This is a genomic window from Arthrobacter sp., assembly GCF_048266065.1.
Classification (GTDB): Bacteria; Actinomycetota; Actinomycetes; order Actinomycetales; family Micrococcaceae; genus Arthrobacter_H.
In genome coordinates, this window is sequence record NZ_JBLXAH010000017.1 from 1 (window position 1) to 21,917 (window position 21,917).

Below are 21,917 nucleotides of genomic sequence, written 5' to 3' on the forward strand. Positions count from 1 at the left end.
AGGAAGCTCGGTTCACTCTCCCATCTCACGACATATAGCGCCGCCAAAATGCCGCCACCTAACGCAAACATCCACACGTGGGATCCCGGAATTTTTTGGGTTTCGTTTTTTTGCTGTCGGGTGTACCGGTGGTGGACCGGCTTACGGACGAATTGGTCCCTAAACCTCGCAGGGGTGACATGGGGGGCGTACTTGTCCTACGCGTGGAACACGGGTGAGACAATCTCACCAGAGCGGAGGAGCGCGAGGGTGCCTAATCAGTGGGAAGTGTGGGTGGATCTAGTCGTTCCCATGCTCGGAGTTGTATCTTCATCGGCAGTCGCAGTGGCCGCAGTCTGGGTGACCTTGCGCCTCGCGCGCGTCGAGCGAGCAAATGAAGAGCGTCGAAGGCGAACGACGTGGGCCACAATAGCCATGCGTGCTGGCCTTGTACCGATTGGTACGCGGGAAACATATGTCCTTCAACGTGCGGCGGGGGCCGAAATGGATGCAGCAGCGGTCGGGCTCCCCGATGTGGAGGACATCGCAGATTGGCTCTCCGAGGAAGAGGCGGCCCTTATTCACTCACACGCTTACAAGCAGGCGACTGCAGTGGGCAAGCAGGCGCTCTTCGACATAACCTGGGGTCGATTGTGGCCGGTGCTTGCGAGGTGGGCCGAGACTGGAATATGGTTTCGTCCCGAGGTGGACATCGCTCCCGAGGATATCTCCGATGCCGAAAGGGTGCGTGCCGATCTGGTGCTGTTGGCTCAGCGCCAGGCGGACGCGCGTCAACGCGGAGCAGACGTGGGCCAAAACAGTGAGGTGACCAACGACTCTACACACGATGAAGATGGCTGACCTGTTTTGGCGTATTACTCGTTCTTTGGATCTTTCTGGCGAAACGCTGGTTCTCCGGAAAATTCGTCCGGGCCACCGACGAATCCCATCGTGACAGGGCTCGGTTCAGGCAATCGATCAGGAACAAAGCGTTCGTCATCAGGATGGTGGTACAACCACATGCTCGCGCTATCGATGGTGTTGGCATTCATGAATTTCTCCATTGCGGTGCTGCCCGTCTGTACGAAGTCGAACCTTCCATCACGAACCTTTTGAACCGTTACATTCTGTCTCGCGAGGGGCATCGGGTCGTTCATGAGAAGCCCGAGCTTGCGGGTGAGGGGATAAGTGACCCCCCAGGCCGTCATGAATCCCACTCCCTCCCAGGGTTCTGCATCTGGTTGGGGTACTAGTGAGACAGGCGTGTCGCACGTGATGAGGGAGCGTGTCTTGAAGCGAACGAGGGTCCATGGTCGACCGGATATGTATGGCGTGAGTGCTTGGGATTGATTGACCATGCTTTTGATATGGACGATCGGATTTAGGCGGATGGGTGGCCCGCCGGGCTGGGTTGCTTGTTCCCAGAGTTGTTCTGCTTGTTCCGTTGAGATGTCGAGGCCGTGGTTGCGCTTGGCCCATGCTTTTACCCCGCTCTTGCCTCCATAGCCGATTTCCATGCGGGTTGCTTGGGCTGAAAGGTATTCCATGTTTCGACGCTGCTCTGGTCCGCGACTGGCTTGGAGCGCGATGAAGTAGGCAATCGTGATGCGATCTTCAGGTGGTAATGGCCAGGTCCCATTGATGATGCTTGCAAAAATGGCTGCTACTTTGCCTTCGATGTCGCTTAGCAGCTTTTCGAAGGCGTCGGGGCCGTCTTCGTGGCCTTCAACCCGGTAGAAGTGTGTCTCGCTTGCTGCTTTGCGGACGGGCTGAACGAAGCGGTGCTCGCCAGGAAGTTTCACTGTTGCAATTCGATTGCCCTCCGAGAAACCTCGTAGATAAAACTGGGGCACTGTGTGGTGCCTTTTTGCAGTCGAGTTGGCCATTCGTTAAGTGTCGCAGTCTCTTCATGCACCCACGAGGGGTGCGTGATGCGAGGGCGAGTGACGATGTTCGAACGACAACATCGTGCTGTTCAGATAAAGGTCCACAAACCAAGTACGAAATATGTAGACTCATGCCACGAGCTTGAAGTGGATTTAGAGCATTGGGGAGTGGCGTGGAAAGACCGGAACGCCTGGAAGGCGTGGAGGAGCCGATCATGGTCCCCGAAGGCGTGTCCCTGGGGTACGCCCGGGTCTCCACTGCCGAGCCGAGCCTGGAGGGCCAGCGCCAGCAGCTGGTGGCAGCGGGCTGTTATGACGTGTACGCGGACCAGGGCAAGTCCGGGGCGACGATGACCCGCCCGCAGCTCGAGGCCTGCCTGCGCGCCCTGCAACCGGGGAACACGTTGGTGGTCACCAAACTGGATCGGTTGGGGCGCACTGTGCGCGGTCTGGTGGAGCTGCTGGACTCTCTCAAGGAGCGCGGGGTGGCCTTCCGGTCCCTGTCGGAGGGCATCGACACCACGACCCCACAGGGCCGGCTGATGTTCAACATCGTCGCCTCTGTGGCCGAGATGGAGCGTGAACTGATCCGCGAACGAACCATGGCCGGCCTCGCCGTGGCCACTGGCAAGGGAGGCCGGCCCCCGCGCCTGCAGCCCCATGATGTGGCCGAGGCCCGCCGGCTACGCGAGCAGGAGAAGTGGACATTGGTGCGCATCGCGAAGAAGTTGAAGGTGAGCCGGACGACCGTCATCCGGGCGCTTCGCCAGGATGGGCTGGCTGGGGCTGGATACGCTGGGGCTGAACCAGTCTCAACTCCCGGGGAGCCAACTGATGGCCAGAGCGCGCAAAAGAAACCAGATCGACGGCCAGGTGTCCCTGGATGATTTCCTCTTTCCAGAACCCGAGGAGGTTCGCAATGAACACGTACGGCAAGTTCGCGCAGGACACGTGGAAGACGCTGGCCCCGAGCCAGTACGCGCTGATCCCGGATCCGGAGGCATGGTTCACGGACCTGGGGAAGCAGGCCGAGACGGCGGTGGTCGACCTGATGATGCAGCTGGAAGGCCCGGACATCAAGGGAGAGACGTACCTGGAGAAGGTGGGGCGGATCAACGCGGCGAAGCGGCAGGCCGAGGAGATCATCCGGGCCGAGATGTTGACCCCGCAGCCGGAGGACCAGGAAGCGGAGCCGGAGGACGAGGAAGAGAGCTCGATGGGCGTGTACCTGGAGTACATGCACGAAGTGAACGTGTTGCACCGGGAAGCATTGGAGGACCTGCACCAGGAGGAAATGGAACGGGACATGAAGCGGTAGCCGATGGGCAACGCTTCATCCCCGGTAGTCAGGAGTCCCTGGCACCATCTGGTGCCCGTGCCCGGTTCCAGGCGAACCTGGAGGCGCTGCGTACATTGCGCCAGCTCCAGGAAGAAGCCCGTGTCGCCACGGATGCGGAGCGGGCGACGTTGGCCCGTTGGGGCAGTTGGGGAGCTGCAGGCGTGGCGGACATCTTCGATGAGCAACGCGCTGAGTTCGCCGCCGACCGCGAGCAGCTGCGGGGGCTGCTGAGCGATGCCGAATACGATGCGGCCAGCCGTACGACGCTGAATGCCCACTACACCGATCCGGCGCTGGCGACCGAAATCTGGCAGACCCTGAACAGCCTTGGTTTCGAGGGTGGGCAGGTTCTGGAGCCGGGATCCGGTGCCGGGACCTTCATCGGCCTGGCACCCGAGGGAACCCGGATGACCGGGGTCGAGCTGGACCCGGTGACCGCCGGCATCTCCCAGGCGCTCTACCCCGGGGCGAACATTCGTGCCGAGTCCTTTGCGGACTCGGGATTCGGCGGGGGCAGGTTCGATGCCGCCATCGGCAACGTTCCCTTCGGGCGGAATGTCCTGCACGATACGACCCACAACCAGGGCCGGCACTCGATGCACAACCACTTCATCATCAAGTCCCTGGATCTGACCCGCCCGGGCGGTCTGGTTGGTGTGGTGTCCTCGGCCTTCACCCTGGACGCACAGAACCCGGCGGCACGTCGGGAGATGTTCGAGAGCGCGGATCTGCTGGGAGCGGTGCGCCTGCCCAACGGCGCGCACCGCCGGTCCGCCGGCACCGACGCCCTGACCGACGTGCTCATATTCCGCCGCCGCCTCCCAGGGGAGGAACCGGGGGACCGGTCCTGGCTGGAAACGAAGCCCCTGGCCGTCGAGGCCGGGTCCGAAACGCGGATCAACGACTACTTCGCCCGGAACCCGGAGAAGGTGCTGGGCCGTATTGAGGTCGTCCCGGGACGGTTCGGCAGCGGCACGCTGAACGTGCGGGCCGAGGATCTGAAGGCAGTGCCCGCGCAGCTGCACGAGCAGCTGCAAGGCATCGCCGCCGAAGCCGTCGCCGCAGGCCGGGGGATGGGCGCCGATGAGCGGACGCCGGAAGTACGGGCTGCAGCGGCCCTGCCGCAGGCACCGGCCAGCGAGCAGGCCGGACACATCGCCGCCCTCGAGGATGGGACCTTCACCCAGGTCAATCTCGACCGGGTGGTCGTCCCCCTGGACGTGAAGGCCACCCAGCGTGCCGAACTCACCGCCCTGCTTGGGCTGCGCGACGGGGCGCGCACGGTCCTGACGTTGGAGGCGTCCAACGTCGAGGACACCGCCGAACTGGCCGAGGCCCGCACCCGGCTGCTGGACGACTACCAGGGCTACGTGGGCAAGTACGGGGCGATCAACCGGTTCAAGGAGACCCGGACCGGCCGCACGGACGAGAACGGCCAGGACATCATGAGCCGCCGCCAGCCGCCTGTTATGTCCGTGCTGCGCACGGATCCTTTCGGGCCGCTGGTCCCGGCACTGGAGTACTTCGATGAGGCAACCCAGCGATCAACCCCGGCCGCGCTGCTGAAGGAACGCCAGGTCCAACCCCGCAAACCGGTACTCGGGGTCGATACCCCGGCCGAGGCGCTGGTGGTCACCCTGGATGCCCGGGGAGAGGTGGACCTTGGGGAAATCGCGCGCCTGCTGGGCACGGAACCCGACAAGGCCCGCGAGGCACTGGGGGATCTGGTCTATGACATTCCGGGGGAGGCGGGGGTGTTGGAGACCCGCGCCGAATACCTGAGCGGGAACATCCGCGAAAAGCTCGACGCCGCCACCGAGGCCGCCGCCGATGAGCCGATCTACCAGCGGAACATCACCGACCTGCAGGCGGTGTTGCCGCGCCCACTGGGCGCGGACGAAATCGAGGCCAAGGTCGGCGCGGTGTGGATTTTCCCGGAGATCCACGCCCAATTCCTGCGGGAACTGATCCGCGACCCCCGTGCCCAGGTCGACCGCATCAGCGGCGCGAATTGGGATGTGAAGGCCAGTAGGCAGTCCTTCCTCGCCCGAAACGACTGGGGCACGGAGCGGATGGCGGCTGGGGACATCTTCAAGAGCCTGCTCGAGCAGCGCCGGGTCCAGGTCACCGACCCGGATCCGGAGTACCCCGAGGGGAACCGGCGCATCGTGAACCCGACCGAGACCACTGCGGCGCAGGAGAAGGCGCAGATGATCAAGGAACGGTTCAGTGACTGGGTATGGGAAGACCCGGCGCGGACGGTGGCCTTGACCGATGAGTTCAACCACCGGTTCAATTCATCGGTGCTGCGCGATTACAGCATCGAGGGTGAGCGGTTGACGTTGCCGGGCCTGGTGAAGGACTGGGAGCCGCGCCCGCACCAGCGGGCTGCGGTGGCCCGCATGGTCTCCGAGCCCTCGGTGGGCTTGTTCCATGAGGTCGGGGCCGGCAAGACGGCGGAGATGGTCATGGGTGCGATGGAGTTGCGCCGGTTGGGGATGACGAACAAGCCGGCGGTGGTGGTTCCTAACCACATGCTGGACCAGTTCGCCCGCGAGTGGCTGCAGATCTACCCCCAGGCCCAGATCCTCGCCGCGTCCTCGAAGGACCTGCAAGGGGACAGGCGGCGTGAGTTCGTGGCCCGGGCGGCGGCGAACGACTGGGACGCGGTCATTATGACCCGTACCGCTTTCGAGAGGATAGGACTTTCCCCGGAGGCGGAACAGGCATACGTTTCCCGGGAAATCACCAAGAGTCGCCGCGACCTGGACGCAGCTGCAAGCAGGGCTGCGGAGCGCGGGGAATCGTCGATGACGGTTAAGAAGATGGAGACGCGCCTCCAGGCCAAGGAGGAGAAAATGAAGGCGCTGCGGGACCGTCCCGTAGATCCGGGGATCACGTTCGAGCAGACCGGGATCGACTACCTGATCGTGGATGAGCTGCACGACTTCAAGAACCTGGAAACCGCATCGAACATCAGCGACGCGGCCATCGCCGGTTCCAAGCGCGCCGCCGACTTGCACGCCAAGGTCGAATACCTGCGCCAGGAACATGGGGACCGGGTGATCACCGGGGCCACGGCAACGCCGATTGCCAACAGTGTGACCGAGATGTATGTGATGCAGCGCTACCTGCGCCCGGACCTTTTGGAGCAGGCCGGGATCGACGACTTCGACACGTGGGCGGCCACGTTCGGGGAAGTGGTCTCCGAGATGGAGATGTCGGTGGCCGGCGGGGACAAGTTCAAGATGAAGGAGCGTTTTGCCAAGTTCCAGAATGTGCCCGAGCTGCTGAAGATGTTCCACACCTTCGCGGACGTGAAGACGGCGGAGGACCTGCAGCTGCCGGTTCCCACCCTGGCCGAGAGGGAAGACGGAAAACGCATCCCGCGGATGGTCACCGTCGAACCCAGTGAGGAGCTGTCCGAGTACATTGCGGACATCGGGGAGCGGGCCGAGGCGGTTCAGCAACGCAGCGTGGATCCCCGTGAGGACAACATGCTGAAAATATCCAGCGACGGGCGCAAGGCCGCACTGGACATGCGCCTGGTCGACCCCGAGCTGGAGCTGCTGGAAGCGGCGACGAAATCCGGCACCGCAGCCGATCTGATCGCCGGGGTCTACGAACAAAACAAGGACCGGATCTACATGGACCCGGACACGAAGGAGGACCACCCGACACCAGGGGCACTGCAGATCGTGTTCTGCGACCTGGGCACCCCGTCGAAAAACTGGAATGTGTATGAACAGCTCAGGGACGACCTGGTTGCCCGGGGCGTGCCGGGGGAGAAGGTGCGGTTCATGCACGAGGCGAAGAACGACGTGGAGAAGGGCCGCCTGTTCGCGGCGTGCCGCAGCGGGGACGTGGCCGTGCTGATCGGCTCCACCCAGAAGATGGGTGTGGGCACGAACATCCAGGACCGTGCGGTGCATCTGGTGGACATGGACGCGCCGTGGCGGCCGGCCGATGTTTCCCAACGCCACGGGCGCATCGTCCGGCAGGGAAACCAGAACCCCGAGGTCGCCATTTCCCAGGTGGTGACCAAGGGGTCGTTCGACACCTTCATGTGGCAGACGTTGGAGCGCAAGTCCAAGTTCATCGACCAGATCATGCGTGGAAAGCTCGACGTCAGGGAGATCGAGGACGTTGGGGAAAACACGATGTCCTTCGCGGAGGTCAAGGCCATTTCCAGCGGCAACCCGTTGATCTTGGAGAAGTCGAAGGCCGACCAGGAGCTGGCCCGGCTGGAACGGCTGAACCGTGCGTGGAACAAGAACCAGTCCTCCCTGGTGCACCGCAAGGATGGGGCCGAGGCAAAGGGCAGGATCCTGGTGGAGAACCTGCCCAAACTCCAGGCAGCCGTGGCACGGACCACCGGGGAAGTCGGCGGTGAATCATTCGCCATGGCGGTAGCGGGGCAACGGCACGACAAGCGCACCGAGGCAGCCGAGGCGTTGGGCCAGTGGGTGCAGGAGCACACGTCGTACAGGCCGCCAATGAATGCCGAGCGCGACGCCGGTGTGGCCGCGCATATTGCCGGCCATGACGTGCGGGTGGTGGAGGGGATGGCCATCCTGGGCAACCTTGATGGCTCCTCCGTCCGGTTCCACATCGACGGCGCTCCCGGCGTACTGGTGGAGACGACCAGGGAGCGTGCATTGAACCCGAACGTCGGGCTGATCACCCAGCTAGAGAACCGCATCACCGGACTGCCGAAGGCGGTTACCCGGCAGGAGCAGCGCATCGAGGAAGCACGCCAGGAATACCGCGACGCGGCAGCCACTTTGAAGGAGCCGTTCAAGCACGAGGAAGCGCTGAAGAAGGCGCGGTGGGACGTGGAGCGGATCGGCCGGCAGATAAGTGGCGAGGAGGCACCTCAGCCAACGTTTGATGCCGAGCTCGAGACCATTCGCCGTCTCCAGCGGGCCAGTTTCCCTGCGGCCCCGGCAACGGGTTCAAAACCAAGCACTGTACCCGCGGCTTCTTCAGCACAACTTGAGCGGTCGAGCACGGTTCAACGTGATGAAATGGAACGCTAATGGATCTCGCAAACATCATCGGAATCACCGCGATTGTTGTAGCCCTGGTGGGTGTAATCGTCGGAGTGCTCGGCTATCTAAGAATGAATCCGAAAAGACGAGTTGAATACCAGTTTCGAGTTGTACCCCTGATCCAAAGATCGCAGTCCTTTTCGAACCGAATTGCCGTCTCTTTTGATGGAGAGAACATCCCGGACCCGCACCTTGTCGAGGTGCAAATTCGTGCGACTGGTCGCGTGGACATCCGAAGCGACGATTTCGACAGCAAGAAGCCTTTACGCTTTCACATCGGAAGGAAAGCGAAGATGCTAAGGGACGGGAAAGAGGCGGAAGGCTTTTCGCTGAGTGAAACGGACCTGCTATTCCATCCCACGCTGATACCGAGAAAGGCCGAGGGGTACGGCACGCAGTTTCTCTGCCAGGGAATGCCCGAGATTCATCTCGTTAAACCTCACCCGATTGCGGATACGGCGGTCAAGAATGCATCGGGGGGACCGTGGGTTGGTTCGAACACTGGGCGAGTTGTATTGGCGCTTGTGTCACTGCTCATGGGCATGGGAGTGTCTGTGGTGAGTGGGCTTTTCATGAAGTAGTTTTCGCGATTAGAACCGGTGGAGGCGGTGCACAACGGCCGGTAGCGGAACGGGCTTGTCCAGACGTGCGGTGACCTGGGCGTTGTGTGCAGGTGGTCGGATGGGTCCCGGCGTCCACATGTGTGCGGGAAAAGACCGGAGGATTAATCTTTTGCCGTGCCCATGTGGGCGCGGGGAAAGTTACCAGTCCAGCTCCTACACGTGCCAAGTCTCCGGGGCGTGGGGTGTTACGCGTCCACGCCTTCGGCCGGCCGATTCTCGGCGGGTTTTTTTGTTGTCTGGCGGCGCCGTGCTGCCGCCTGCTGGTCGAGTCCGAGCTTCTTGAGCTCGTCGTTGTTCCAGCCGTCTTTGGTGGCGCGGACGTAGGCCTTCTTGTCGTCCTTCTTTGCCTCGGCTAACTGTGCCTCTAGTTCGGAGACCCGTTGGCGGGCCTTGACGAGTTCGGTGACGGAGTCGATGCGCGAATTCAGCAGTTGGCGCGCCTTGTCTTTGGTCGCTTCGATGTCGTTCATGCCTTCACTCTAACCCGGCACCTCGCTCAGGGCGAGGTGCTTTGTCGACAGAATGGAGGCGGAGCAAGCTATACACTTAGGTTCCCTAAGTGGCTTGTCGGGCTGGACGCTGCGCGGCCAGTCCTGCACACTGGGAGTGTGGTCCCCGAGGTTCGGGGTCGCTGCGCTGGGCTGAAGGGCGGTACGGCAATGAGCGAACAGACTTCCGGTGGTCGCATGTTTTCCCGTCGTCGTCGTGCCAACGTCGAAGGTGGCCGGCAGCACTTCCACAAGGTGAAGGTGACGCCGGAGGAGGAGGCGCAGCTGTTGCAGTTGGCCGAGGCCCAGGGCGTGACAATCCCGCGCCTGTTGGTCGAGTCCGCTCTCGCTGCGGGCGCGTCGGAGACGCCGACCGAGCGCAAGCAGGTCATTGTCGAGTTGTTCGGCGTGCACCGGTTGCTGGCGAATGTCTCCAACAACGTGAACCAACTCGCCCGCCATGCCAACGCCGGGGACGAGTTCCCCGCTGATGCGGCATCGACGTTGGCCTACGTCCGCAAGCTGGCCTTCCGGATTAACGCACTCGTGGACAGGCTCGCGTCATGATCCCGAATATCACCCGCGGAACCCGGATGCAGGGTCTGGTTTCCTATCTGGTTTCTGTCGATCCGGCAAAGACGTCCAACGTCCATGCGGACCCGCATCTGGTCGCTGGTAGCACCGCCATCATGGCCTGGTACGACGATGGCGTCCTGGACCAGCACGACGCCAACGAAATCGCCGCATTCCTGGACCAGCCACGCAAGAGCCTCGGTGTCGAGGTCATGCGACGCGACCCCCGCAAGAACGCACCCAAGGACAGCGTGGGGAAGCCACAGTTGGTCAAGGCCGACGTCTGGCACTGCTCGCTCAGTGTTTCCGCCGGTGAGCGTGAAGTCACTGACCAGGAGTGGGGGGACATCGCCAACGAATTCGTTGACCGGATGGGCTTCACCGAGGCCAGCGGCAAGGCTGCGTGCCGTTGGGCTGCCGTGAACCACGGCACCAGCAAGGCCGGCAACCAGCACATCCACATTGCGGTGTCCCTGGTCCGCGAGGACGGGACCAAGGCATCGGTCCACATGGACCAGCCCAGGGCACAGAAGATCTGCCGTGAGCTGGAGAAGGAACACGGGCTGGAGGAGCTGTCCTCCATCCACGCGAGCCGTGGTTACGACCGCGCCGAACCACAGACCGCCGTGCGCCAGGAACGCGAGATGCACCGCACCTCATTGGAGCGAAAAGTGCGCGCCGCATCGACCGCCGCTACCACCGAGGCAGGCTTCATTCGTGAAGGCCGCAACGCCGGACTGTTGATGCGTCCGAGGTACGCAAAGAACACCACCGATGTGGTGATCGGCTACTCCGTGGCCGAGCGTCCACGCAAGGGTGAACGCCCCATCTGGTTCGGTGGTGGAAGCTGGCCCGCGACCTCGGACTGGGCCAGCTGCGCGCCCAGTGGCCGGACACCGCCCAGGACTCCCTGGATGCCGTTGCCGAGTGGAACGCTGCAGCGCGGAACAAGCGCCAGGTGAAGCCGTCGAAGCCACGGGTGACCAGCGCTGAGATGTGGGAAACGAACACGCAGAAGGCCAAGGAAATGGCCGACCGGCTGCATTCCATTCCCTTGGACGATCACGCGACGTGGGCCAAAGCCGCGCGGGAGACCTCTGGTGTGTTCGCAGCGTGGTCCAACCAGGTTGAAGATGGTGCCGGCCCGTTGGCCAACACGGCTGCCGAACTGTCCAAGACGGCCCAGCTGCGTGACTACCGCCAGCACGGCAAGCCGGTGCAGCTGCCCTCGTTGGCCGGCTCCACGATGCTGCTGTTGGCTGCAGGTTCGAAGAGTAAGAGCGCCGCACAGTCGGCCCTGCTGATCCAGCTCATGCGCACTTCCAAGGCCATCTTCGAAATGCAGAACGACTCCAGGCGGTACCGCGAGGCGCGGAACCTGCGCAGGGTGCTGACCACGGACCTGAACTCCTTCGCACAGCAAATGCCGCGCCCCGGACAGCTCCAGCCTGCGGGCCAGCAGGCTCCGGCACGGGTTGCGGATAAGGACCTGCCCGAGTCGATCAGGTTGATGCGTCGGGGCTCGCCAATCCCGATCAACCAGGCGCTGGCCGGAACCCGGCGCGGAAGCGTCGTGCCGACCAAGACCGAACCGGCAAAGACACGGCAACCGACCGTCCCGGGGCAGGACAAGGACAAGGACCAGGACTACGGACGCTAGACCGAGCACGACCAACCGCAACTAGGAGTGTGAAGATCCCGTGAGTGAAGAAGGCGTTGAAGACGTTATCGAGGGGCTGCTGCGCCAGTCCATGACTGCAGCTGCACAGCTGGGCGAACAACTCGCCCGGGCGCGTCAGCAGTTCATGCGCAAGGCACAAGAGCGCAGTGAGCAGCAGAACATCGAAGCGCAGCGGGCCATGGCTGCAGACCGTGCCGCGATGCGCGCAGTGGTGGTGCCGGCAAGCCAGGACGAATGGTGGAACACCGCCACTCCCGAACAGATCACCCACGCACACCTGATGGCCGAGGCCTGGAAGGACCACGACCCCGAGGCCTTGGCCGCGTCGGAGAAGATCACCGCCGAGGTAAAGGGCCGGTACGGGATCAACACTGCCGATTTGCAAGGTGACGGCGTCTACATGCAGGACCGGCTGGCCCTGCGGCAGCTAGCGGACCAGCAGCAAAGGGTGGCCAAGGAGAACGCCGAGGCCATGGCCCTGGTGGCTGCCGCGCAGGCCGAGGAAATCAAGAAGCGCGCCTCCGAGCTGCACGAGCAGATGGAACGCCACCAGGTGCCCCAGGCCTACCTTGCCAACGAGGACCTGGTCACCGCTTTGCGTCAGGCCAAGGACGCAGCCGACACCGACGCGGCCCCGGACGCTGAACGTGCGGTGGCCGAGCGGATGCACCTGATCGAAAAGGACGGGGTGCAGGGTCCGAGCATCGAGGATCTGCGCCAGGAAATTGGGCAGAACTACTCGGGCGTTGAGGATTCTCACTTCGCTGACGCGGCGTTCGTCGCTGCTGCCCGTGACTGGCACGAGGCCAAGACCCTGGCTGAAGGCGGATTTGAAGCCCAGGGCAACACCGGCCTGCAAGGACGGTACGAAAACGCGGAGAAGGAATTCTTCGCCCGTCTTGCCCCGATGGGCAAGCACATCGAGGACAAGGTCATGGCCGATCAACCCGGTCCGTCCTCCGCGCCGGACGCCGAAACGGCACCGACACAGCCGACGGGGCCGGCCTACGGCTCCAAGGAACACTACGACGGGTTCGAGTCCTCACTGAAGGGCAAGGCCAGCGAGGCGGACATCAAGGGCAGGGTGGCAGCCGCACGTGGGCAGGCCACCCACCCCAACACGGCGGCCAAAGCGCCGTCGAAGGCTCCCACGGCTCGCAAGGCCAATGCCGGGGCCAGGGTGGGCCGGGAGAAAGCACAAGACGGTCCATCGCGCTAGGACTCGTCCCCTCTCTCATACTGCTGGCTGGAAATGTCAGATTTCTCCTGTCACCACAGTTCGTGTGGTGCACGCATACCGCGGATGACGAGATGGCGATCCGTTCGCGCCGTGGGGTCTGACGCATCGGGGGTCCACGAGGATGCCGGGTCGGTCAGGGTTTTGTCGACGAGCTCCTGCACGGTCATATCTGCAGAGACCTCCACCCCTGTTTCCTCGATGTAACTAGCGCCTTCCGATCCGATCCTGCGAGTGATGCTGATAACTTGAAAGCTGGTGCTGGCCATGATTTTTCCCCTTCTAACGGTGCTGCCAGCCTATCGGGCATGCGGCTCACCTTGCCCCTGCTACTGAGGGGCCAGCCCATTATGGGTCCGGCGTGTCGGAGGCCTTGAGAAACCATCCCTCCGGTGCGATGTCGCAGGGGAAAGGTTCCGGGGCGTTGTGCCGGGTGGGACTGCAGGCATGGAATGGTCCTTTTTGGCTGAGCAGGACGGCCATGTGGACGTCTGCGTGATCTTTCCACCACACGCTCATTCCCGTGGTCGGGTCGAGTCGTAGATGCTCCCAGGCCCGCCACAAGGCGTCCATCCGGCTTACGGCTTCGGGGTGGAGGAACCATTGCCGGCACCATTTGCCATTCTTCGCGTCCAGGATCCTGTTGTAGAGCGGGAGCAGCTGTTCATGCAGGAACTCCTCGGCAGTGTCATAGAACGCCTCTGGTTCGTCCTCTGCCGCCGGGCCGGCGGCACGGGAGGAAGATCCTTCGCCCGCCGTCTTGCCGGCGGCCTGCTCCCTGGCTATTGCCAGGGCGTCCGATGCTGATTCGACTTCTTGGACCGCGCGATCGCGTGCCCGCTCGCTTTGCGTCAGGGCCTCTGTGGCAGCGGCACGCAACCAACCGGAGAGTTCCTGTTCGGACTTCTCCCGTGCAGCCGCCAGGGCCCCTTCGGCCTGTGCCAAGGCCGCGTGGGCATCCTCGACCCGGGCCTCGGCATTTGATAGCGCGGCCCCGGCCGGGGTTGTCCCGTCTTTCACGTCGGCGGTGTTTTCGTCGGAGAACATGTTCAGCTCGTCCATTACCGGGCATCCTTGCCGGCGGTGACCCATGGGTTCTCCGTGGCCGTGGGATCACTTGGCCGTTCAGATGCGGAGTCGCCGGCGTCGTGCTCCACCTGCGGGGCACTCGATGGTGCGTAGCGGTTGATCGACTCGGTGACCGCGTCCTTGTGTTCGGTGTTCCACCAGGGCCGGGTCTTGACCAGGGTGGCGCGCGCGCCGGAGGCGAAGACCACGGCACGTCCGCGTTCCATTTCGGTCAGGTCCGAGACGTCGAGGATGCGTTCCTTGCCTTCCTGGCGGGAGCTGCTGGAGCCGCCACGCCCGGTGGAGTGGGAGACGCTGTTGTAGGAGTAGTCCCCGATCAGGTCCGAGAGGGTGCGAAGGAATGCGTCTTCCTTCACCCCTCCCCCGTATACGACGACGTTGGATGCCGACCAGATCTTCCGCATCCCCGGTTCCCCCCATAGTTCCACGCCTTGGGACCAGGATTGGAGGATGGCCATGACGATGATCCCGCGGGACCCGTAGTGGCTGAACAGATCCGGCAACGCCGCCCAGCGGACCACGTTGGCCAGCTCATCCAGGGCGAAGACTGCCGGGACCGGCAACCGGCCGCCCAATCGTGCCCCGCGTTCCTCCATGGCCTCGGCCACGGCCACCGTCAGCGCCGTGGTCAATGGGGCCGCTGTGCCCACGCCTTCCATGGACAGGACATAGAGCGTTTCCGTGGAGGTGGCGAATGCCGTGGGGTCGAAGTGTTCGCGCCGGTCGGTGTCCACGCTCGCGCCCGGGGTGGGTGCGATCCAGCGCAGGGTGTTGCGGGATTTGAGGCACTGGACCATCTTCTCGGCAGTGCCAAAGATCCCGTCCTTCTGCTTGTCGGCCAGGTTCATGGTCGATTGCAGGCCGGCGGCCTGCAGCTCGTAATCGTGCTCGTTGAGGATCTGGATGGCATCCGTGCAGTCCTGGCTGGTGATCCACAAATACGCATCCGTGATCGGCAGGTTCCCCAGAGCGGCGGCGAGGAACAGGGAGGCGATCAGGTCCTCGGCCTTCGGCTCGAAATACGCATCGGTCTTCGCCCCGCTGCCCCGGGAGGCGACGGCGAAGTGGTGGGTGAGTTTCGCGGCCTTTTCCTCGTCGGTGACGTAGGAGAGGGGGTTCCACCACCAGGTGGGTTCTTCCTGGGCGATCTTCTGCGGATCGAACACCCACACCCTTGCCTTGGCCGAGCGGGGTCCTCGGGTTCCGTCCACGACGTCGCGCTTGTTCGACGTGGCGACCACCGCGCCGGGGGCGTTGAGGATGGCGGGCATGACCCTCGAGGCGGTCTTGCCCACGCGGGGTCCCCAGATGTCCAGTGAGAGGTCTTCCCAGGACTGGTAGAACGCCTGGCCGCCGGCCACGACGTTGCCCACGAACACCCCGGGGTTTCCCTCCACGCCGAGGGACTTGGCCTTCCTGGTGGCGCCTTTGTGGCTGTAGGCGGCGATGTCGCGGCCCTTGCCCATGTACTGGGCGGCCTTGTCCACGCGGGGGCGCTTGCCCCCGGACTTGGACCGGGACACCAGCACGGCAACGGTGATCGCCAGCCCGGCCAGGAGCACGACGATGGCCACCGCCACCATCGTGGCCTGGCGTGGCCACGACACGGAGCCGTCGAGCAGGCCACGGATCAGGTCCGACAACCCGGATGGTGGTGTCGGGTTCCCGGCGAGCCGGTTGCCCAGATGCAGGGACACCCAGCCGCCGCCGAAGACCAGGACGAGCAGGCCGACCAGGGCGAACGGGGCCACCACCTGCCCGGCGGTGCCGGTGGTGCCCTTGCGGTTCGGTGCGCTCATTTTCAGGCCACCTGTCCTTTCAGCTGGGTTTGCATCACGCTGCGTTCATCGGTGATGTGCTTGGCCCGCTCGGTCGCGGTCAGGGTCATCTGCACGGCGATCCCGACCCGGCCGGGGATCTTCAACAGGAACTTCCCCGCCCCCGGTGGCGGCAGGGGCCGGCCATCGGCGGCACGTTCCTGCTTCCACGACGGCGGCGCGTTGAAACCGGCCACCGTGTCGATCTCGCGCTCATTCAGGGGCACGACCTCGTTCAGGTCGCGCAGGTCCTCCCGGGTCAGGGCCATGGTCCCCAGGACGCCGGAGCGTTCGGTGAAGCCCTTGGCCGTGGCCCGGTCCTTCGGGTTGGGCAGGGAGAGGAAGTCCTTGGGCGAGTGGGTGATCTTCAGTTCCGAAACACCCTTGCCACGGTTGGTCCGCCCGATGCGGTCCACCCGGTCGATGATGCCCTCGCAGGCACGCATCGGATACCAGAACTCATCCTGCATCGCGAAGTACCCGCCCCACCCAATCGACGGGTCATGGCGGGAGAGTTCGTAGTGGGCGTCGATGGAGGAGAACCCGATGGTCCAGGTCGCCAGCATCGCCGCCGAGAGCAGCTTCGTGTTCGATTCCGGGATCGAGGACGTATCGAAGCAGAATCCCCCGGGGTTGCCCACCTCCAGGCGCACACTCTTGCGCCCGCCGACCAGCGAGCCCATCTGACCGGACATCACCGCCCGCAGCGAGAGGTGCAGCTGGCGGTATTCACGGGTGAACTGCTCGGCATCCTGGCAGACCGTGGCCGAGAGGACCTCCGGTGGCGGGTCCATGAACGCGGCGAGCAGGTCCCCCATCCAGGGTTGTTTGTTGCGGTTGATGACCGAGCGGACCAGTTCGGCCAGGGCAGCGTCCTCGCTGTCCGAGAGCGGGGTGCCACGGCTGATCTGCACGACGAGGGAGACGAGGTCGACGGCCTTGCCGATGGCCTGCAGGCGCATCTCATCGCCGAGCTGCCCGCCGATCTTCCTGGCTGCATCCCCGAGGGCTCCGAGATCGAGCAGGTTGATCGTGTCCGTGCTCTCGGGGCCGATGCGCACCACGTTGCCGCCCATCGCGGCCACGGCCTCGCCGTGCTCGTTCTTGATCGGATCGAACACCGCCGGAGCGATCCCCCGGGCCGCCATCGAATACATCAGGCGCTCCCCCAGCGAGGACTTGCCGTTGCCGTTCAGGCCAAAGAGCATCATCGACGCCGAGGAAATCAGGCCCGCCTGGTACCAGGTCTGCGGATCCCCGCACACGGCGGTGCCCACGTGCATGTCCCGACCCAAAGGGGTGCCGATGTTCGGGCGCGAGGTGCCGGCGGCGAACGGGTAGACCCCGGGCAGCTGCGCGGAGGTCGAGTACCACTGCGGCGGCTGCGGGATCTTCCCCCAGCGCCCGCCACCGAACCCGCTTAGGCCCCGGGGTGTCTTGAAATGCTTCATCAGAGGACTCCTTCAAGCCAGAGCGGGGTGGTGCTGTAGGTCCAGGGCAGCACCCCGAACGGCAGCGTGGTGTGGAAGGCTGCGGAGCCGGCGTGCTCGACGAAGCGGTAGGGCATCAGCAGCTGGCCCATCAGCGACTTGATCTGGTTCAACGCATCGCGGTGAGCGGACTCGTTGGCCTCGAACGTGACCGTGACCATCAGGGAGAACATCGACAGGCGCGCCCCTTGGGCGAGTTCCTGCTCGGTCTGCTCGGCGACCGCCTTGTTCTTCAGGTCAAAGGAGGTGGCGCGGCCCTTGCGGGTGCTCATCTTCCAATCCGCCGTGGTCACCAGCCGGTTCACCGTCCGCGCGGCGGTGCCCGGGTCCACCGGCCGGTACATGATCGCGACCCGCTTGCGCAGGAACTTCGCGTTCGGCCCGAACAGCTGGTCAAAGGACCGGGCGGTGATGTGTGATTCCGGGGGGATCGTCATCATCAGGGTCATCGAGGCGACACCGTCGTGGAAGACCACCCGGCCTCGTGAGTCATCGAAGAACTCAGGTCCTGCCGAATCCCAGGAGCGGTTCATGCCGAGCCCCGAGAGCGCGTCGAGGGCCATTTCCTGGTCGCGGGCCGGCTGGTAGGCCAGCTGCGCGATTTCGGCCAGCTCGGCCTCCACCAGCGGCCGTGGTGCCCCGGCTCCGGCGCGGGCGAGCATCTGGGACTGCTGGGGCAGGCGTGCGGCGACCTCGGCCACGGCCGGGGTGATGTCCTTGTCCGTGGCTCCCAGCTCTTTCGCGTCCCACACCAACGTTGAGTAGACATTCAGGACCGAGGACCGGGCGGGCAGGGTGCCGACTGCTTCATCGAGCACGTGCTTGGCGAACGCCGGGGCGTTCGGTGCGATGTCTTCGCGTACTGCCTGGCAGGTCCCGGCAGATGACTCGGAGGCCGAGTCCACCACGATGGTGGCCCCGGACAGGCCGGGGTCCACGCTGAGCGAGGAAATCCAGGAACCGAAGTGGGCGACCTGGTTGTTGACCACCGATTGTTCCTGCATCGCTGCCCCATCGGGGGTGCAGCCGAACACGGCGGCGATCTTGTTGACCTTTTTGTGGTGCAGCAGCGTGTAGTCCCGGTTCAACCCGTCGACACCGGAGAGGGTGTCGACGTTGACCAGGGCGCCGGGCAGGCGCTGGGTGGCCTCGCGGGGCAGGGTGGAGAACGGGCCGGTGACGTAGAACGATTCACCGCGCCGGTTCCTCCCCGCCAGGGAGATCCGGTCGGTGACCTTCGTCAGAACCGTGGTCCCACCAAAGCGGATCAACCCCAACACCACGATAAGGAACGTGGCCAGCAGCGTGAAACCAGCCAGCGCGTAGGCCTGCTGGACCAGGGCCAGCAGCACCAGCACCGCCCCGGTACCGGAAACCACCAGCGCCGCCAGGCTCATGCCGAACAACCCCGGCGCGGTGGGCCGCAGCCAGTTCCCGAACTTGTCTTGTGCGACCTTCTCGTGTGCGGTGTCGTTGCTCATTCGCCGATCACGTCCTTTCCATCGGCATCCCTGGTCCCGTCGGCTATCGCCTGGCCCATCGAGCGGGCGGCCGCACTACCGGCTTCCTTGGCCTTGGATGGGGACTTGTTCGTGTTCGGTTGGGCAGGGGTGGCTTCCGGTGCACCAGTCGGGGCGCTGGACCCGCCAGCTGTGCCGGACGATTCCGACGTTCCGGAATCGGCACTGGTCGGCCCGCTAGTTCCCTGGGCGGCACTGTCGCCACCCATGGTCCCGGCAGCGGTGCCACCGGCACCACTTGCCCCGCCATCGGCCCCCACGGTCTCCGAGCCGGTGCCCCCGGCAGCAGTATCGCCACCAACCGTCCCTGACCCGGTGGAACCAGCAGCACCGGCTGGATCGTCGGCACCAGTGGTTTCCGAGCCGGTTCCCCCGGCTGTGGACTCCCCTCCCACGGTCCCGGAACCAGTTCCACCGGAGCCGTTGCCAGCAGCTGGGGATCCTCCCCCCGAACCCGAGTCGCCCGTGCCGGAGTCACCGGTGGTGGGTGGCCCGGAGTTTCCGGTGCCCTTGGCGGTGGAAGTGCCTGTTGTCGAGGCGGCCTGGGTGGACTTGGCCGTCCCGGCGGTCTTCACAGCACCGCCTGCAGCGACACTGCCCCCACCGGAGAGGATCGCGGTGCCGGCCGCGACGCCGGCCCCCACGAGGGCCGCCCCTCCGGCCAGGGCCATGCCCCCGCCCCCGGAACCGCCCATGGCGGATGTTCCCGGGGAAACCAGGCGCATGATCGCCGGCAGGGCGACCACGGCCAGGACGATGAGGATCAGGCCGTTGATGACCCCGCCGATGCCGTCTTCACCTGACTTCGTCTTCCAGGCGTAGGCGTAGACGATCGCGGCCACCGGCTTGTAGATGGTGAAGGCGATGATCCAGGTCGTGATCTTCGAAAACGCCTGTTCGGCCCCGCCGATCATCGACGCTGCCGCAGCGACCGGCCACACCCCCACGAGCAGGGGCAGGAGGGCCGAGCGGACCAGCATGATGCCCCACTGGATGATGGTGGCAATGATGCCGAAGATCCCGGCAAGAATTGCCAGCCCCGGTGAGGAGGCCACCAGGGCCGCGACGGGCAGCGATCCGCGCCCGTCGACTGTGACCCCTGCACTATCGAGGATCCATGTGGAGAACGCGTCGCCGCCGACCAGGACCACTTGCATCAGCCCGACACCGGCAGTGGAAACCAGCACGACGGTGAACATGGACTTGATGACCTTCGCCATTTTCTCGCCCCGGTGGTGGATCATCGTCCAGAGCGCGGCGACCATGAGGCCGACCGTGGCCAGCAGGATGCTGATGACCTGCAGCTGCGCAGTCAGCCAGGCAACCGACCCCGCATCCAGATCCACGAGCAACCCGACATCGAGCCACGAGGTCAGAAAGCCCTTGGTGAGGCTGTCCCAGCCGCCCAACATGGCCTCGGCCATCTTGCCGATGGCCGAGGAGGTGGCTGTATCGGCAACGTCGCCAATTTTGCAATCTATCCATCCCAGAGCTCCCCCACATTCAGCCATTACCGGGTCTTCCATTCCACGAAGTCCCCGCGCTGCGGTTCAATGGCCTGCCCGCGGAAGAGGGAACCGTCGTCGAGGACTTCCTGCTTCCAATCCCCGTCAACCCACCGGAAGGACAACGGCAGCCCGGTGAACCCGGTCGCGGTATCCGGGGTCGAGAAGACCAGGGTCACCTGCGCGTGGTCCGGGGTGAAGGAATCGGTGATGAACCCCGAGTACGAAATCGGCGTCGATGGTTCCGAAGTTGCTTTGGCCAGCTGCACGTCCTTACCAGCAGAGTCCACTAGGTAGAGATCTAATGCTTCACGCGCATCAAAGACGTTTCCAGCGCTGTTGAAGTTGACGGCCATCAGTGCTGCGCCGAGGGGTGAGCGGGCAAAGCAGACCCCGTACCCGTCCTTGTGTTGGGTGGGGCCGTAGGTGTCCGAGACCGGCCAGGTCCACCCGTCGCGGGCTTCCCAGCGCAGGTCCTTGGGCATGTCCGGGGTTGAGGAGGTATCCCCGGCCGGGACATCGCATCCTTCCTTGGCCGCCGGGGTCGCTGCCGGGGAAGATCCCCCGGCAGCCGGTGCCTTGGTGTCGTCCTTGGCCGGATTGGCGAAGATCAGGAAGGCCATGCCGGCGATGAGGACCAGGATGATGATCGAGGCCCACAAGGTGATCGTTTTTCTGCGCGGGGAGGTGCCCCGTTCGTTCATGTTTGCCGTCATGGCGGTTACCTGCCTTTACCTAGAGTCCGAGGAAGATCGGGGCGATCACGCCTGCCAGGCCGAAGAGCACGGCACCGGCGATCCACCAGCCGACCTTGCCGATGAACTCGGCTCCCTGTCCGTGGCGGTGGGAGAAGAAGCCGCCGATGGCCACGAACAACAGGCCGATGACGGCGATGCCGCCACCGATGCCCTGGACCCAGAACACGACCGTGTCGATGGAGTCGGTCACTTCCGATGGCAACGGCTTCGGTTCGGCCATGATGTTCGCGGCGCGGGCTGCGTGGGTGGTGATGGTGTTCATTTGGATTCCCTTTCGGTGTGGACGCCGTGGTTGGCCAGCGTCGTGGTGAGTTTGACCAGTTCCTTCGCAGGAAGATCGGTGGGCGCGGTGTCCGCCGCGCGTTTGAGCAGCAGCTCCGGCACCCAGGGGGTGCGGGCCACCGGCAGTGCGCCGGCGAGGATCTTCAGCTCGTCGTTGATCCGCCGGGGAGACCGGCCGGGGCCGGCGGCCACGACCAGGGCGGCCGCGAACCTGTCGGCCCCGTGGGTGGCCAGGGCGTTCTTCGCGGCTGTCACCCCGTCGAGGCTGGCCCGCAGCACCAACACCACGGCAGTGGATCCCTGCTCGGTGTCCGGTGCGTGGATGGTTGCGGTGTGGATGTTCCCGGCGTCGGTCGCGTCGAGGATCCCGGCCCAGGCCGTGGCCCCGGCCCCGCCGTGGGCGCCGACCAGCACCGGGCGTGCCGGCCGGGGGCTGGCCGCGTCCTGGCTGTTGGTCGATGGCACAGCAGCTGCGTGGGTTGGTGTGGGGACGGAGCGAGCTGCTTCCAGCCACGCGTTCACCGGCTGCCCGGGACGCACGTCTGTGCTTGCGTCTTGGCTGGTTTCGCGGTCGGTGCCCTGGTGGTGGGGGTTCATGG

General features: G+C 64.6%; 20 protein-coding genes. 9 read left to right on the plus strand and 11 right to left on the minus strand.

The genetic code is table 11. From position 1 onward, the window contains the following. Positions 1-483: 483 nt before the first annotated feature. Positions 484-840 (plus strand): hypothetical protein, encoded by a 357-nt coding sequence (locus ACN0TP_RS17795; protein ID WP_417221198.1) that lies wholly within the window; start codon positions 484-486, stop codon positions 838-840. A 14-nt stretch (positions 841-854) separates the two neighbouring features. Here the strand turns inward: ACN0TP_RS17795 and ACN0TP_RS17800 are convergent, their stop codons facing one another. Further along, entirely contained in the window at positions 855-1,865 is a 1,011-nt protein-coding gene (locus ACN0TP_RS17800) for a DUF4238 domain-containing protein (protein WP_417221200.1), read from the minus strand. A 173-nt stretch (positions 1,866-2,038) separates the two neighbouring features. Between ACN0TP_RS17800 and ACN0TP_RS17805 the strand changes: the two genes are divergently transcribed. The 4 genes from ACN0TP_RS17805 to ACN0TP_RS17820 all read left to right on the plus strand — a co-directional run bounded on the left by ACN0TP_RS17805 (position 2,039) and on the right by ACN0TP_RS17820 (position 8,836). Next, complete coding sequence (locus tag ACN0TP_RS17805; protein ID WP_417221203.1) at positions 2,039-2,752, plus strand: recombinase family protein; 714 nt, start codon at positions 2,039-2,041, stop codon at positions 2,750-2,752. Positions 2,753-2,784: 32 nt separating this feature from the next. Further along, a complete protein-coding gene (locus tag ACN0TP_RS17810) occupies positions 2,785-3,183 on the plus strand; it encodes a TnpV protein (protein WP_417221204.1) in 399 nt (132 codons plus the stop codon). Between the two features lie 95 nt (positions 3,184-3,278). Continuing rightward, a complete protein-coding gene (locus tag ACN0TP_RS17815) occupies positions 3,279-8,243 on the plus strand; it encodes a helicase-related protein (RefSeq protein ID WP_417221207.1) in 4,965 nt (1,654 codons plus the stop codon). Then, positions 8,243-8,836, plus strand: coding sequence for a hypothetical protein (locus ACN0TP_RS17820; RefSeq protein WP_417221210.1), 594 nt, complete (start codon positions 8,243-8,245; stop codon positions 8,834-8,836). The genes ACN0TP_RS17815 and ACN0TP_RS17820 overlap by 1 nt, the downstream gene beginning before the upstream one ends. A 227-nt stretch (positions 8,837-9,063) precedes the next feature. On the opposite strand, the gene ACN0TP_RS17825 is transcribed toward ACN0TP_RS17820, so the two are convergent. Next, complete coding sequence (locus ACN0TP_RS17825) at positions 9,064-9,348, minus strand: hypothetical protein (protein WP_417221213.1); 285 nt, start codon at positions 9,346-9,348, stop codon at positions 9,064-9,066. Between the two features lie 189 nt (positions 9,349-9,537). Between ACN0TP_RS17825 and ACN0TP_RS17830 the strand changes: the two genes are divergently transcribed. From ACN0TP_RS17830 to ACN0TP_RS17845, 4 genes are read left to right on the plus strand one after another with little or no spacing between them, the layout of a single operon-like run. After that, positions 9,538-9,933 (plus strand): MobC family plasmid mobilization relaxosome protein, encoded by a 396-nt coding sequence (locus ACN0TP_RS17830; protein ID WP_417221215.1) that lies wholly within the window; start codon positions 9,538-9,540, stop codon positions 9,931-9,933. After that, positions 9,930-10,901, plus strand: a complete 972-nt coding sequence (locus tag ACN0TP_RS17835; RefSeq protein WP_417221217.1) for a relaxase/mobilization nuclease domain-containing protein — start codon at positions 9,930-9,932, stop codon at positions 10,899-10,901. The genes ACN0TP_RS17830 and ACN0TP_RS17835 overlap by 4 nt, the downstream gene beginning before the upstream one ends. A 17-nt stretch (positions 10,902-10,918) precedes the next feature. After that, positions 10,919-11,599, plus strand: coding sequence for a hypothetical protein (locus ACN0TP_RS17840; protein ID WP_417221219.1), 681 nt, complete (start codon positions 10,919-10,921; stop codon positions 11,597-11,599). A 40-nt stretch (positions 11,600-11,639) separates the two neighbouring features. Continuing rightward, the gene (locus ACN0TP_RS17845; protein ID WP_417221220.1) at positions 11,640-12,839 is read left to right on the plus strand and encodes a hypothetical protein; all 1,200 of its coding nucleotides are present in this window, start codon (positions 11,640-11,642) and stop codon (positions 12,837-12,839) included. 50 nt (positions 12,840-12,889) lie between these two features. Here ACN0TP_RS17845 and ACN0TP_RS17850 read toward each other — a convergent pair whose 3' ends face one another. The 9 genes from ACN0TP_RS17850 to ACN0TP_RS17890 form a co-directional block, all read right to left on the minus strand. Then, positions 12,890-13,126, minus strand: a complete 237-nt coding sequence (locus tag ACN0TP_RS17850) for a hypothetical protein (RefSeq protein ID WP_417221222.1) — start codon at positions 13,124-13,126, stop codon at positions 12,890-12,892. Between the two features lie 79 nt (positions 13,127-13,205). Further along, positions 13,206-13,919 (minus strand): DUF4913 domain-containing protein, encoded by a 714-nt coding sequence (locus tag ACN0TP_RS17855; protein WP_417221223.1) that lies wholly within the window; start codon positions 13,917-13,919, stop codon positions 13,206-13,208. Beyond that, on the minus strand, positions 13,919-15,745 hold the full coding sequence (locus ACN0TP_RS17860) for a type IV secretory system conjugative DNA transfer family protein (protein ID WP_417221225.1): 1,827 nt from the start codon (positions 15,743-15,745) through the stop codon (positions 13,919-13,921). The genes ACN0TP_RS17855 and ACN0TP_RS17860 overlap by 1 nt, the downstream gene beginning before the upstream one ends. 2 nt (positions 15,746-15,747) lie before the next feature. Then, complete coding sequence (locus tag ACN0TP_RS17865) at positions 15,748-17,214, minus strand: ATP-binding protein (protein WP_417221227.1); 1,467 nt, start codon at positions 17,212-17,214, stop codon at positions 15,748-15,750. Next, positions 17,214-18,734, minus strand: a complete 1,521-nt coding sequence (locus tag ACN0TP_RS17870) for an SCO6880 family protein (RefSeq protein WP_417221229.1) — start codon at positions 18,732-18,734, stop codon at positions 17,214-17,216. Before ACN0TP_RS17870 ends, ACN0TP_RS17865 begins: the two co-directional genes overlap by 1 nt. Then, positions 18,731-20,284 (minus strand): hypothetical protein, encoded by a 1,554-nt coding sequence (locus ACN0TP_RS17875; protein ID WP_417221231.1) that lies wholly within the window; start codon positions 20,282-20,284, stop codon positions 18,731-18,733. The genes ACN0TP_RS17870 and ACN0TP_RS17875 overlap by 4 nt, the downstream gene beginning before the upstream one ends. Then, a complete protein-coding gene (locus ACN0TP_RS17880) occupies positions 20,284-20,994 on the minus strand; it encodes a hypothetical protein (RefSeq protein ID WP_417221233.1) in 711 nt (236 codons plus the stop codon). Before ACN0TP_RS17880 ends, ACN0TP_RS17875 begins: the two co-directional genes overlap by 1 nt. A 19-nt stretch (positions 20,995-21,013) precedes the next feature. After that, positions 21,014-21,298 (minus strand): TrbC/VirB2 family protein, encoded by a 285-nt coding sequence (locus tag ACN0TP_RS17885; protein ID WP_417221235.1) that lies wholly within the window; start codon positions 21,296-21,298, stop codon positions 21,014-21,016. Then, positions 21,295-21,915 carry a hypothetical protein gene (locus ACN0TP_RS17890; RefSeq protein ID WP_417221236.1) on the minus strand — a complete coding sequence of 207 codons (621 nt, stop codon included), beginning with the start codon at positions 21,913-21,915 and terminating at the stop codon, positions 21,295-21,297. The genes ACN0TP_RS17885 and ACN0TP_RS17890 overlap by 4 nt, the downstream gene beginning before the upstream one ends. Positions 21,916-21,917 lie beyond the last annotated feature (2 nt).